The organism is Streptomyces sp. KL2 (assembly GCF_046529545.1).
GTDB classification, from domain to species: domain Bacteria; phylum Actinomycetota; class Actinomycetes; order Streptomycetales; family Streptomycetaceae; genus Streptomyces; species Streptomyces radiopugnans.
In genome coordinates, this window is the sequence record NZ_CP127170.1 from 1,686,964 (window position 1) to 1,699,455 (window position 12,492).

At 72.3% G+C, this 12,492-nt stretch carries 11 protein-coding genes; 9 read left to right on the forward strand and 2 right to left on the reverse strand.

Annotated elements, in window-relative coordinates:
- Positions 1-161: 161 nt before the first annotated feature.
- The 5 genes from gcvT (at position 162) to QPK52_RS07535 (ending at position 6,253) form a co-directional block, all read left to right on the forward strand.
- A complete protein-coding gene (gcvT, locus tag QPK52_RS07515) occupies positions 162-1,289 on the forward strand; it encodes a glycine cleavage system aminomethyltransferase GcvT (protein WP_410536337.1) in 1,128 nt (375 codons plus the stop codon).
- Between the two features lie 107 nt (positions 1,290-1,396).
- A complete protein-coding gene (gcvH, locus tag QPK52_RS07520) occupies positions 1,397-1,774 on the forward strand; it encodes a glycine cleavage system protein GcvH (protein WP_410536338.1) in 378 nt (125 codons plus the stop codon).
- Positions 1,775-1,848: 74 nt separating this feature from the next.
- Positions 1,849-3,117: a serine hydroxymethyltransferase gene (gene glyA, locus QPK52_RS07525; RefSeq protein ID WP_410536339.1), complete on the forward strand. Its 1,269-nt coding sequence runs from the start codon at positions 1,849-1,851 to the stop codon at positions 3,115-3,117.
- Positions 3,118-3,283: 166 nt separating this feature from the next.
- Entirely contained in the window at positions 3,284-4,687 is a 1,404-nt protein-coding gene (locus QPK52_RS07530) for an L-serine ammonia-lyase (protein WP_410536341.1), read from the forward strand.
- Between the two features lie 540 nt (positions 4,688-5,227).
- Positions 5,228-6,253 carry a glycoside hydrolase family 11 protein gene (locus QPK52_RS07535; protein WP_410536343.1) on the forward strand — a complete coding sequence of 342 codons (1,026 nt, stop codon included), beginning with the start codon at positions 5,228-5,230 and terminating at the stop codon, positions 6,251-6,253.
- A 117-nt stretch (positions 6,254-6,370) separates the two neighbouring features.
- Here the strand turns inward: QPK52_RS07535 and QPK52_RS07540 are convergent, their stop codons facing one another.
- The gene (locus QPK52_RS07540) at positions 6,371-7,126 is read right to left on the reverse strand and encodes a GntR family transcriptional regulator (RefSeq protein ID WP_410536345.1); all 756 of its coding nucleotides are present in this window, start codon (positions 7,124-7,126) and stop codon (positions 6,371-6,373) included.
- A gap of 182 nt (positions 7,127-7,308) precedes the next feature.
- On the opposite strand from QPK52_RS07540, the gene QPK52_RS07545 reads away from it, so the two are divergent.
- Positions 7,309-7,956, forward strand: a complete 648-nt coding sequence (locus QPK52_RS07545; RefSeq protein ID WP_410536346.1) for a hypothetical protein — start codon at positions 7,309-7,311, stop codon at positions 7,954-7,956.
- On the opposite strand, the gene QPK52_RS07550 is transcribed toward QPK52_RS07545, so the two are convergent.
- The gene (locus QPK52_RS07550) at positions 7,856-8,860 is read right to left on the reverse strand and encodes an AraC family transcriptional regulator (protein WP_410536347.1); all 1,005 of its coding nucleotides are present in this window, start codon (positions 8,858-8,860) and stop codon (positions 7,856-7,858) included. The two genes, QPK52_RS07545 and QPK52_RS07550, sit on opposite strands and share 101 nt — an antisense overlap.
- A gap of 127 nt (positions 8,861-8,987) precedes the next feature.
- On the opposite strand from QPK52_RS07550, the gene QPK52_RS07555 reads away from it, so the two are divergent.
- Genes QPK52_RS07555 through QPK52_RS07565 form a run of 3 tightly spaced genes read left to right on the forward strand, consistent with a single transcriptional unit; the run spans position 8,988 to position 12,479 of the window.
- On the forward strand, positions 8,988-10,340 hold the full coding sequence (locus tag QPK52_RS07555) for an FAD-dependent monooxygenase (RefSeq protein WP_410536348.1): 1,353 nt from the start codon (positions 8,988-8,990) through the stop codon (positions 10,338-10,340).
- An 8-nt stretch (positions 10,341-10,348) separates the two neighbouring features.
- The gene (locus QPK52_RS07560; RefSeq protein ID WP_410536350.1) at positions 10,349-10,912 is read left to right on the forward strand and encodes a 4-hydroxyphenylacetate 3-hydroxylase N-terminal domain-containing protein; all 564 of its coding nucleotides are present in this window, start codon (positions 10,349-10,351) and stop codon (positions 10,910-10,912) included.
- Positions 10,899-12,479: an MFS transporter gene (locus tag QPK52_RS07565; protein WP_410536351.1), complete on the forward strand. Its 1,581-nt coding sequence runs from the start codon at positions 10,899-10,901 to the stop codon at positions 12,477-12,479. Before QPK52_RS07560 ends, QPK52_RS07565 begins: the two co-directional genes overlap by 14 nt.
- Positions 12,480-12,492 lie beyond the last annotated feature (13 nt).

Here is a 12,492-nt window from a genome sequence, read left to right on the forward strand (position 1 = left end):
GCGGGCGGCCCCGAGCGGAGCCGTCCCACCCAAGGTGCAAGCCGTGGCCCGCCCGTGCGGACTCGCGGCGAACCTCTCAGGTTCCGATGACAGATGGGGAGGGCGTGTCCTTCCCGCCGTCCTCGTACGACATCGCCACCTCGCCTGGGAGCTTGCCGACCATGAGTGATTCCCCCCGCCGCACCGCCCTCGACGCCGTGCACCGCGCCCTGGGCGCGACCATGACGGACTTCGCGGGCTGGGAGATGCCGCTGCGCTACGGCAGCGAGCGCGACGAGCACAACGCCGTGCGCACCCGCGCCGGCCTGTTCGACCTGAGCCACATGGGCGAGATCACCGTCACCGGCCCGCAGGCCGGCGAGCTGCTGGACCGCGCCCTGGTCGGCCATCTGTCCGCCGTCCCCGTGGGCCGGGCGCGCTACACCATGATCTGCGACGAGTCCGGCGGCATCCTCGACGACCTGATCGTCTACCGGCTGGGCGAGGAGGAGTACCTGGTCGTCGCCAACGCCTCCAACGCCCAGGTGGTGCTGGACGCCCTCGCCGAGCGGCTCGACGGCTCCGGTCTCACGGGCGCCGCCGTGCGCGACGACCGCGACGCCTACGCCCTCCTGGCCGTCCAGGGACCCCAGGCGCCCGCCGTCCTGGCCGAGCTCACCGACGCCGACCTCGACGGCCTGAAGTACTACGCCGGGCTGCCCGGCACGGTGGCGGGCGTGGAGGCGCTGATCGCCCGCACCGGCTACACCGGCGAGGACGGCTTCGAGCTGTTCGTCGCCCCGGGCGACGCCGAGGCGCTGTGGCGGGCGCTGACCGAGGCCGGCGCGGACGCGGGCCTGGTGCCGTGCGGGCTGTCCTGCCGCGACACGCTGCGGCTGGAGGCGGGCATGCCGCTGTACGGGCACGAGCTGACCCGCTCCACCACCCCCTTCGACGCCGGACTCGGCCGCGTGGTGAAGTTCGACAAGCCGGGCGACTTCACCGGCCGTACCGCCCTGGAGGCCGCCGCCGGGCGGGTCGCCGAGAACCCGCCGCGCAAGCTGGTCGGCCTGGTCGCCGCCGGCCGCCGGGTGCCGCGCGCGGGGTACGCGGTGGTCGGCGCGGACGGCTCGGTGATCGGCGAGGTCACCTCCGGGGCCCCCTCCCCCACGCTGGGCAGGCCGATCGCCATGGCGTACGTGGACGCCGCCCACGCCGCCCCGGGCACCGAGGGTGTGGCGGTGGACATCCGCGGTACGCATGAGCCCTACGAGGTCGTCGCGCTGCCGTTCTACCGGCGCGAACGCTGACGGCCCCGGCCGCCCCCGCACCACCGGCCGCACCACCCGCCCGGGACACCGTCCCACCTGGCAAGACCCGTTTCTCACACCGCACCCCTGATCAGGAGAATCACGCCATGAGCAACCCCCAGCAGCTGCGCTACAGCAAGGAGCACGAGTGGCTGTCGGCCGCCGAGGACGGCGTCTCGACGATCGGCATCACCGAGCACGCGGCGAACGCGCTCGGCGACGTCGTCTTCGTGCAGCTCCCGGAGGTCGGCGACACGGTGACCGCGGGCGAACCCTGCGGCGAGCTGGAGTCGACCAAGTCGGTCAGCGACCTGTACGCGCCGGTCACCGGTGAGGTCACCGAGGTCAACCAGGACGTGGTGGACGACCCGGCGCTGGTGAACTCCGCCCCCTACGAGGGCGGTTGGCTGTTCAAGGTCCGGGTGGCGGACGAGCCGGGGGACCTGCTGTCCGCCGACGAGTACGCCGCCTTCACCGGCCAGTGAGCGGCGGCCCGCCCGCCTGCTCCGCGCCCGGACCCGCCGTCCGCCGCCAGCCCACCACGATCGGAAAGACCCGGATGTCGCTTCTGAACAGTTCCCTGCACGAGGTCGATCCCGACGTCGCCGCAGCCGTCGACGCCGAGCTGCGCCGCCAGCAGACCACCCTGGAGATGATCGCCTCGGAGAACTTCGCCCCGGTCGCCGCGCTCCAGGCCCAGGGCTCGGTCCTCACCAACAAGTACGCCGAGGGCTACCCCGGCCGCCGCTACTACGGCGGCTGCGAGCACGTCGACGTGATCGAGGACATCGCCCGCGAGCGGGTGAAGGCCCTCTTCGGCGCCGAGGCCGCCAACGTCCAGCCGCACTCGGGCGCCTCGGCCAACGCCGCGGCGATGTTCGCCCTGCTGCAGCCGGGCGACACCATCCTGGGCCTGGACCTGGCGCACGGCGGCCACCTGACCCACGGCATGAAGATCAACTTCTCCGGCAAGCTGTACGACGTGGTCGCCTACCACGTCGACGCCGCCACCGGCCTGGTCGACATGGAGGAGGTCGAGCGGCTGGCGAAGGAGCGCCGCCCGAAGCTGATCATCGCCGGCTGGTCGGCGTACCCGAGGCAGCTCGACTTCGCCGCCTTCCGCCGCATCGCCGACGAGGTGGGCGCGCTGCTGATGGTGGACATGGCGCACTTCGCCGGCCTGGTGGCCGCAGGGCTCCACCCCAACCCGGTGCCGTACGCGGACGTGGTCACCACCACGACCCACAAGACCCTCGGCGGCCCGCGCGGCGGGGTGATCCTGTCGAAGCAGGAGCACGCCAAGAAGATCAACTCGGCGGTCTTCCCCGGCCAGCAGGGCGGCCCGCTGGAGCACGTCATCGCGGCGAAGGCGGTCTCCTTCAAGATCGCGGCGACGGAGGAGTTCAAGGACCGCCAGCGCCGTACCCTGGAGGGCGCGAAGCTGCTGGCCGAACGGCTGACGCGGCCGGACGCCGCCGAGGCGGGCGTCGCCGTGCTGTCCGGCGGCACCGACGTCCACCTGGTCCTGGTCGACCTGCGCGACAGCGAGCTGGACGGCCGCCAGGCCGAGGACCGCCTGCACTCCATCGGCATCACCGTCAACCGCAACGCCATCCCGAACGACCCCCGCCCGCCGATGGTCACCTCGGGCCTGCGCATCGGCACCCCGGCGCTGGCCACGCGCGGCTTCACCGCCGACGACTTCCGCGAGGTCGCGGACGTCATCGCCGAGACGCTGAAGCCCTCGTTCGACGAGGCGAAGGCCAAGGAGCTGGCCGGCCGCGTCTCCGCGCTGGCCGACAAGCACCCGCTGTACCCGGGCCTGTAGGCCCGGGACGCGGCACCCGGGTGCGCCGCCCGGCCGGCGGCGCGCCCGGACCCCGGCACCGTCCGGCACCATCCGGCACCGTTCTCCGCCCCGCGCACCCGCGGGGCTCCACGCCCGCCGCGCCCGGCGGGCCGCGAACCACGAGCAGACAAGGGAGTCCGCCACCGTGGCCATCTCCGTCTTCGACCTCTTCTCCATCGGCATCGGCCCCTCCAGCTCCCACACCGTCGGCCCGATGCGGGCGGCCGGGATGTTCGCACGCCGGCTGCGCAAGGAAGGCGTGCTGGACCGCACCGCCTCGCTGCGGGCCGAGCTGTTCGGGTCCCTGGGCGCCACCGGCCACGGCCACGGCACGCCCAAGGCGGTGCTGCTGGGCCTGGCGGGCCACTCGCCGCGCACCGTCGACGTGGAGGCCGCGGAGGCGGAGGTCGAGCGGGTGCGGCGGTCGGGCCGGCTGGGCCTGCTCACCGCCGGGAGCGGGGAGGGGGACCCCGAGGGCGGTGAGGGCCGTGAGATCGCCTTCGACGTCGACCGCGATCTGGTGCTGCACCGCCGCCGCTCGCTGCCGTACCACGCCAACGGCATGACCCTGGCCGCGTACGGCGCCGACGGCGCACCGCTGCTGGAGAAGACCTACTACTCGGTGGGCGGCGGCTTCGTGGTGGACGAGGACGCGGCCGGCTCCGGCCGCATCAAACTCGACGACACGGTGCTGAAGTACCCCTTCCGCACCGGTGACGAGCTGCTGCGCGCCACCCGCGAGACGGGCCTGTCCGTCTCCGCGCTGATGCTGGAGAACGAGCGGGCCTGGCGGAGCGAGGAGGAGATCCGCGCGGGCCTGCTGGAGATCTGGCGGGTGATGCGCGAGTGCGTGGCCCGCGGCCTGTCCCGGGAGGGCATCCTGCCCGGCGGCCTGAAGGTCCGCCGCCGCGCGGCCGCCTCGGCGCGGCGGCTGCGCGCCGAGGGGGACGCCGCGGCGCGCGCCATGGAGTGGCTGACGCTCTACGCGATGGCGGTCAACGAGGAGAACGCCGCCGGCGGGCGCGTCGTCACCGCCCCCACCAACGGCGCGGCGGGCATCATCCCGGCCGTGCTGCACTACGCCATGGAGTTCGTGCCCGGAGCGGACGACGACACGGTCGTGCGCTTCCTGCTGACCGCGGGCGCCATCGGCCTGCTGTTCAAGGAGAACGCCTCCATCTCCGGTGCCGAGGTCGGCTGCCAGGGAGAGGTCGGCTCGGCCTGCTCCATGGCCGCCGGCGGCCTCGCGGAGGTCCTGGGCGGCTCCCCCGAGCAGGTCGAGAACGCCGCCGAGATCGGCATCGAGCACAACCTGGGCCTGACCTGCGACCCCGTGGGCGGCCTGGTCCAGATCCCGTGCATCGAGCGCAACGGCATGGCCGCGGTCAAGGCGGTCACCGCGGCCCGGATGTCCCTGCGCGGCGACGGCCGCCACCACGTATCCCTGGACAAGGCCATCAAGACGATGAAGGAGACGGGCGCGGACATGAAGGTCAAGTACAAGGAGACCGCCCGCGGCGGGCTGGCCGTCAACGTCATCGAGTGCTGAGGCGGCGGCCCCGGCCGCCCCGCTCCCCTCGCTCCGTCCCCCGTCCGGATCTCTTCCGGACCGGGGACGGCCTTGTTCCGTCCCGTCCCCCGCCGCATCCGGCCACACCCGACCCCGTAACTTCCGGAACTGATCCGGAAGTTACGGGGTCGATCTCCCGAGACCTGACCGCAAGGTCGAGGACGCTGGCGGGAGAAGCCGAGAACCTCCCGCGCTGCACGGCATTTGAGCAGGGATTATGCCAACCCGGAAAGATTCACGGCACCAGGCTCCTTCCGTAATCCTTGCGGAAACTGTTGACAACCCATCAGGGCAAATCAACACTGTCGGCGTCGACAGGCCCCGACCGCTGTCGGCCCGGGCCACCCACCGTGGCCCGGCTCCTCGGTCGTCGGCCGTGCGACGACCGACCGATCGACTCCCACCGTCGTCGTACGGCACCGGCGTGCGGTGACCGGTCCCACCCGGGGCCGGCGTAGCTCATGCCGGTCCGTACGCGCTGCCTGGCATCGCCGCCAACCCCTACGAGGAGGCACGCACATGCACGACGCCCCCGCACAGCGGAAGAGACGCAGACCCGGCCGCATCGGCCCGCTGCCGAGGAGGGGCCGGTTCGCCCGGCTGAAGCTGCTCATCGCCAGTGCCTGCGCCGCACTGCTCGCGACCCTGGCGCTCCCGCCCGGTGCCGCCCACGCCCAGACCGTCACCTCGAACCAGACGGGCAACCACAACGGGTACTTCTACTCGTTCTGGACCGATGCCCCGGGGACGGTCTCCGCCACCATGGGCTCCGGCGGCAACTACAGCACCTCGTGGCGCAACACCGGCAACTTCGTCATCGGCAAGGGCTGGAGCACCGGCGGCCGCCGGACCGTGACCTACTCCGGCAGCTTCAACCCGTCCGGCAACGCCTATCTGACGCTCTACGGGTGGTCCAGGAACCCGCTCGTGGAGTACTACATCGTCGACAACTGGGGCACCTACCGGCCCACCGGGACCTTCAAGGGCACGGTCACCACCGACGGCGGCACGTACGACATCTACCAGACCACGCGGTACAACGCCCCCTCCATCGAGGGGAACAGGACCTTCAACCAGTACTGGAGCGTGCGGCAGCAGAAGAGGACCGGCGGGACCATCACCACCGGCAACCACTTCGACGCGTGGGCCCGGGCCGGAATGCAGCTGGGCAGCCATGACTACATGATCATGGCGACCGAGGGCTACCAGAGCAGCGGAAGCTCCAACATCACCGTGGGCGGCACCTCCGGCGGTGGTGGCGGTGGTGGTGGCGGTGGCGGCGGCTGCACCGCGACCCTGTCCGCGGGCGAGAGGTGGGACGACCGGTACAACCTCAACGTCTCGGTGTCCGGCTCCAGCAACTGGACGGTGACGATGAACGTCCCCTCCCCCGCCACGATCCTGTCGACCTGGAACATCACCGCCACCTGGCCCAGCAGCCAGGTGCTGGTGGCCAGGCCCAACGGCAGCGGCAACAACTTCGGGGTCACGATCAAGCACAACGGCAACTGGACCTGGCCGACGGTGTCCTGCAGCACCGGCTAGCTCCCGAAGAGCACTCCGAGCACCGCACCTGTGGCGCGGCGGCCCACCGGCCGCCGCGCCACGGCGTCCACGAGGAGACCCCCGGACGGGCGGGCGGCACGCGGCAGGCACCGGGCGTCAGGCGTCACCGCGGGCCCGGGGGCTCCCCCCGCCCGGCCCGGCCCGTCCGCTCCCGCCCCGTCCGGGGACACGCTCACGGCGGCGGACCGCCCACAGGGCGCGGGCCTGGGTGAGGTGGTGGCGCATGCGCCGCTCGGCGCCGTCCGCGTCACCGGCCAGCATCAGGTCCAGCAGCTCGATGTGCTCGCGCGCGGACTCCACCAGCACACGCGTGCCACCGGCGCCGGTGAGGGCGCCGGCCAGCCCGTGGAGACGGGAGCGGCGGCGCAGGTCGCCCACGGTCTCGACGAGGCGGGGGTTGCCCGCCAGGGAGAGCAGGCCGAGGTGGAAGCGGTGGTCCGCGTCCAGATAGGAGACCAGATCGCCGGCGCGGGCGGCGGCCATGGCCTCGTCGGCGGCAGGCCTCAGCTCGGCCAGTTGCCCGGCGGTGGCCGCCCGTGCCAGCCGGGCGGCGGTCGGGACCTCTATCAGTGCGCGGATCTCGGTGAAGTCCGCCAGGTCCCGCTCGGTGGTCTCGGCCACGCGGAACCCTTTGTTCCGCACCGTCTCGACCAGCCCCTCGCGTGCCAGGTCCAGCATGGCCTCGCGCACGGGGGTGGCCGAGACGCCGTACTCGGCGGCGAGAGCGGGAGCGGAGTAGACCCTCCCGGGCCGCAGCTCGCCCGCGGTCAGCGCGGCGCGGAGGGCGTCGGCCACCTGTTCGCGCACGGGCTGGTGCGGCGAGACGGATCTGCGGGGCCGGGAGTCGCTCATGCTGGCCTTTCGTGACTGGCTGACCCCCAGCGTAGGGCGTGGCGTGGGCCCCTCCGGAATCCGTGTCCGGCCCGGTCGCGTCCTGGACGAACATCAAGCCGCTGCGTCTCATCGCTCATTGCGGCTCTTTACGAGGCGGTGGAGCATTGTTTTGGCTCACACCGATAAACGAGGAGGCCTTGATGCGCAGCCACGGGCCGAAATTATCCGTGAGCGAGACGATCCGGAGATCCGAGCAGGCCAACCGAAAACTGGGGCACGAAAACCTCGGTCCTCTGTCCTTCGAACACGGCTTCATACCCGCCGAACCCCCGGTATCAGAATTCCCCGCCTCGCACCGCCTGTGGGACGAGGTTGCCGCCGAGCTCCCCGACCTCTACGCCGCCCTCGCCCTCCGGCTGCGCCTGGAGGCACTCCCCGTACTCGACGCGGGCCCCGAGGCCCTGCCCGACCGCTGGCTCCAGCGGGCCGCCAGCGTGCTCGGCATCCTCGTCCACGCGTACCACCGAGTCGAGCCGCGGCGCGGGACGCCGACCCCCCGGTCCGTCGCCGAACCGTGGGAGGAGGTGTGCCGCCGTCTCGGCCGCGGCACCCCGTTCCTCGCCTATTCGGATCTCGCCGTCTGCAATTGGCGCCACTGCGATCCGGCGGCGGAACGAGTGGTGCGGGTCGGAAACACCCGCCTGCTCGTCCCGACCGTCGGAACCGATGAGGAGCAATTCTTCCACCTCACCCAGCTGGAAATGCTCGCCCGCGGAACGCACGTGGTGTCCGCGGCCGCGGCATCGGCGCGACCGCCTGCCGGGAGGCGCGGTACTCCCCCGGGGTGACGCCGAACTCCTTGCGGAAGGCGATGTGGAACCCGACGGCGCTCCGGTAGCCGACCCTCTCCGGGATGTCCGCCTGCGCCACGGTCGGGTCCGCCAGCAACAGCCTCGCCTCCTGCATCCTCCGAACAGCCAGATGACGCGCCGGCGGCTCGCCGACGAGCCGCCGGAACGTCTGGGCGAACGCGGACCGCGACATGCCCGCCTCGCGGGACAGCGACTCGACCGTCCACGGCTCGTGGTATCCGGCGTACATCGCCAGCAGCGCCCTGCCGATGCCCGGATGCCTGAGCGCCTGAAGCGCGGGCGAGGTCTCGGCGAGTTGCTCCAGTGCCGTGCGCAGGGCCAGAACGAAGATCATCTCGAAGGCGCGCAACGTCACCAGCCTGGTGCCCGGGGCCGTCCGCTCGATCTCGGTGGTGAGGGACTCCAGCGTGCGCTGCAGCAGGAGTTCGCCCTCGAGTATGTCCCTGCGCAGCACGATCACCCGGGGCAGCGCGCGGTACAGGGACGGCTCACCGGCCGGGTCGTAGTGGAGGCTCGCGCACAGTATCTCCGTGTCCGGCTCCTCGCTGCCTACCGTCACGCACAGGGAGGAGCCGGGGCTGGTGTCGGGCAGGAGGGACTTCAGCGGAAGCACGGATCGCCCCCGGCCCTCGCTGTCGGCGAACGTGTGCGCGGTGCCGTAGGGGAAGACCGCGAGGTCCCCGGTGTCCAGCCGCAGTGCCTCCGATCCGTCGCCGAAGGAGATGACGCACCCGTTCCTGAGCATGTAGTGCAGGACGGCACAGCTGTCGTCGGCGCCCTGGACTCCCCAGTGACCTCCCGCGATCCACTTGCTGTAGAAGATGCCGTGCAGTCGTAAGGGGCGCAGAAGCTCGCTGAGCACATCGATACCAGCGGCCATGGACGATCCTTAAATCGGGACAGCGCTTCATTTATTGATCGTAATCACCGCATGCAGAACGCTTGGTTCAGGGACGGTGTTCCGACCCGCACCGACCCGTTCGACCGACCTCACAGAGGGCTGGAGCATGCGCATCCTGATCGCCGGGGCCGGGATCGGAGGACTCTCGGCGGCGCTGGGTCCGCACGACGCGGGATTCGAGGATCTGGTCGTCGCGGAGGCCGCGCCGGCGCTCCGCCCCCTGGGAGCCGGTCTCAACCTGCTGCCCAACGCGGTGCGCGAACTCGCCGCGCTCGGGCTGTACCGAGAGGTGGCGGCCGTCTCCGTACCGGTCCGCGAACTGGTCTACTGCACCCACCGGGGGGCCGTGGTCTGGCGCGAGCCCCGCGGACAGGCCGCGGGACACCGCCGGCCCCAGTTGTCCGTGCACCGCGGCAGGCTCCAGGAGGTTCTGGCGGACGCGGTGCGCCGCAGGCTGGGACCGGACGCCGTCCTCACCGACTCCCGGCTCGCCTCCTTCACCGAGACGGCCGGCGGCCGGCTGAGCGTACTGCTGGAACATCCCGCGGCGGGCACCTCGGACACCCTGGACGCGGACGTCCTGGTGGGTGCCGACGGCATCCGCTCGGCGGTACGCCGCCTCCTGTACCCGGAGGAGGGCAGTCCGGCCTGCGACGGCACGGTGGTGTGGCGCGGCACGCCCCGGAGCGAGCCCTTCCTCACCGGGTGCTCCATGGTCGTCATGGGTGACGGCCTGCGGAAAGTGGTCGCCTACCCCCTCCCCGGCCCAGGACCGGACGGCCGCGTCCTCATCAACTGGGCCGCCTCCCGTGCCCCCGCCGACGGCGAACCCGTCGACCGCACCGACTGGAACCGGCCCGTGCCCCGCGAGAAGTTCCTCTCCCACTTCGCCGGCCGGCGGTACGGCGACCTGTCGATCGAGGATCTGCTGGAGGGCGACGGACCGGTGGTGGAGTTCCCCCTGCTGGACCGGGACCCCCTGCCGAGGTGGTCCTTCGGACGGACGACACTGCTGGGAGACGCGGCGCACGCCATGGCTCCGATGGGCTCCAACGCCACCACCCGGTCTGTCGTCGACGCCCGCGCCCCGGCCTACGCCCTCGCCCGGCACGACGACCCCGCCGGCGCACTGGCGGCCTACGAGCGCGACCGGCGGCCCGCCATGACCCGGCTCCAGCTGGCCAGCCGCGCCAAGGGCCCGGAGGTGGTGATCGACCTGGCCTGCGCGCGCCCCGGCCGGTTTCGACCACGTCCACGACGTCATCTCCCCTGCGGAGCTCACCGAGGTGTCCCAGCGCTACGCGCGTGCCGGCGGCTTCCAGCCGGGGACCGCGAACGGCCGCTCGCCCTACGACGTGCGGCGGGCCCAGCGGACGGGCCCGCCGGACGGTGGCCGGACCATGACCGCATGACCGCGGGAGTTCCCGCCTCCCGTTCCCGTATCGACACCGCTTCATGAGGAGAGACATGACCCGCACCGGGCAGGAATACCTCGAGTCGCTGCGCGACGGCCGCGCCGTATGGCTCGACGGCGAGCTGGTCAAGGACATCACCGAGCACCCTGCCTTCCGCAACACCGCCCGGTCGATAGCCCGTCTGTACGACCTGGCGCACAAGCCGGAGCTGCGGGACACGCTCACGGTGCCGTCCGGGGAGTCCGGCGGCCCGGACGACCGGATCCTGCGCGCCTACCGCCAACCCACCTCCCACGCCGAACTGGTGGAGCGCCGCAGGGCGTTCAAGACGTGGGCGGAGGCCGGCTTCGGTTTCCTCGGCCGCTCCCCCGGCCACCCCGCCGAGCAGCGCATCAAGCTGTTCAAGCTGGCCTGGGACGCGCTCGGCTCGGAGTTCGCCGGGCGCCACGAGCAGTACGAGCGCTTCTACCACAGAGCCCCGCACGTCTACCTTCCCGGCATCGTCCGCAACGGCAGCCCCGAGGCCCTGGAGGCGCTCACGCGCTCCTGCCTCGACGGTTACGACCTGCACGACGAGCCGGCCCTCACCCCGGGAGGCGTCCATGGCCCCGCCTGACCGCAGGCACGCGCTGGCGCTGCTGGCCTGCACGCAGTTCGTCCTCATCCTCGACACGGCGATCATCAACGTCGCGGCCCCGTCCATGGGGCGTGAGCTGGGCATCTCGCCCGCCGAGCTGTCCTGGGTCGCCAACGCCTACCTGGTCTCCTTCGGTGGTCTGCTGCTGCTCAGCGGACGAGTGGCCGATCTCGTCGGCCGCCGCAGGCTGTTCGTGGCCGGACTGGGGTTGCTGGCGGCCGCCTCCCTGCTCGGGGCCCTGGCCGACAGCGCGTTCCTGCTGATCACCGCGCGCGCAGCGCAGGGTGTCGGCGCCGCCATGGCCGCCGCCTCGGCGCTGGCCCTGCTGCTGATGCTCTTCGAGAGCGGACCCGAGCGGCACCGGGCGCTGGGCATCTTCGCGGCGATGGCCGGTGCGGGCGGCGCGGCGGGGACGGTGCTGGGCGGAGTGCTCACCGACTGGCTCGGCTGGGAGTCCACCTTCGCGATGAACGTCGTCGTCGCGGTGGTGCTGGCCGTTCTGGCACCGCGGCTGCTGCCGCCGGGCACAGTGCGGCGTGACGGCCGCGGTTTCGACCTCGTCGGTGCGGTGACCGTGACGGCCGGGCTCGCCCTGCTGGCGTACGCGCTGGTGAACGCCGGGGAGGCCGGCTGGAGCAGGCCGGGCACGGTACTGCCCGGCGGCGCAGCCTGTCTCGCCCTGCTGCTGTTCGTGCTGGTCGAGCGGCGCGCGGCCGCCCCCCTGGTGCCGCTGGCGGTCTTCGGCCGTCCGACCCTGCGGTTGGCCAACGTCCTGGCCGGCATGTGGCAGATGTCGCTGTTCCCGATGTTCTTCTTGGTGAGCCTGTTCCTCCAGGCGGTGCTGGGCTACGAGCCCGTCATGGGAGGACTGGGCCTGCTGCCCCTGTCGCTGACGGTCGTGGTGGTGGCCTCGTACGCCGACCGGCTCATCGGCCGGTTCGGCCTGCGCTCCGTCATGTGCGCGGGCTTCGTCATGGTGGCCGTCGGCATGGCCTGGCAGTCCGCGCTCTCCGCCTCGGGCTCGTTCGTCACCGACGTGCTGCCGCCGAGCCTGCTGCTGGGGGTGGCGCTTCCGCTGGTGTCGGTCACCACCAACGTCGCCGCCACCCTCGACACCTCGCCGGAGGAGGTGGGGCTGGCCTCCGGTCTGGTCAACACCAGTCTCCAGTTCGGGTCCGTCATCGGCCTCGCGGTGCTGTCCGGGGTCGCGGCGGCCCGGACGGAGTCGCGGGGCCCCATCGGCTCCGAGGGGGTCATGGACCCGGTCGCGCTCACCGACGGGTTCAGCGCGGCGTTCCTGGTCGGTGCGGGAGTGGCCGTGGTGGCCGCCCTGCTGACCCTGCGGCTGCGCGTCCCCGCGCCCGGAGAAGTCCGGGGCGGCGCCGGGGCGGGCGCCGCCGAGCGGTCTCCCGCCGCTCCCCAGCACCTCTGGACGATCGCTATATCCCACAGGTCTTCGGTTGATTGCGCCGCGGCGCGGCGGCCGGAAGGGTCTGGGGCGCGAGGTCGGCCGGAACAACCCGAGAAGCAGAGAGGCAAGAGATGACTGACACTCGCCG

Bases quoted from the DNA above. Each gene is read 5' to 3' on its own strand.
- QPK52_RS07540 (WP_410536345.1), bottom strand. From the start codon at position 7,126: ATGAGCGACTCCCGGCCCCGCAGATCCGTCTCGCCGCACCAGCCCGTG.
- QPK52_RS07565 (WP_410536351.1), top strand. From the start codon at position 10,899: ATGGCCCCGCCTGACCGCAGGCACGCGCTGGCGCTGCTGGCCTGCACG.
- QPK52_RS07550 (WP_410536347.1), bottom strand. From the start codon at position 8,860: ATGGCCGCTGGTATCGATGTGCTCAGCGAGCTTCTGCGCCCCTTACGA.
- glyA (WP_410536339.1), top strand. From the start codon at position 1,849: ATGTCGCTTCTGAACAGTTCCCTGCACGAGGTCGATCCCGACGTCGCC.
- gcvT (WP_410536337.1), top strand. From the start codon at position 162: ATGAGTGATTCCCCCCGCCGCACCGCCCTCGACGCCGTGCACCGCGCC.
- QPK52_RS07535 (WP_410536343.1), top strand. From the start codon at position 5,228: ATGCACGACGCCCCCGCACAGCGGAAGAGACGCAGACCCGGCCGCATC.
- QPK52_RS07560 (WP_410536350.1), top strand. From the start codon at position 10,349: ATGACCCGCACCGGGCAGGAATACCTCGAGTCGCTGCGCGACGGCCGC.
- gcvH (WP_410536338.1), top strand. From the start codon at position 1,397: ATGAGCAACCCCCAGCAGCTGCGCTACAGCAAGGAGCACGAGTGGCTG.
- QPK52_RS07545 (WP_410536346.1), top strand. From the start codon at position 7,309: ATGCGCAGCCACGGGCCGAAATTATCCGTGAGCGAGACGATCCGGAGA.
- QPK52_RS07555 (WP_410536348.1), top strand. From the start codon at position 8,988: ATGCGCATCCTGATCGCCGGGGCCGGGATCGGAGGACTCTCGGCGGCG.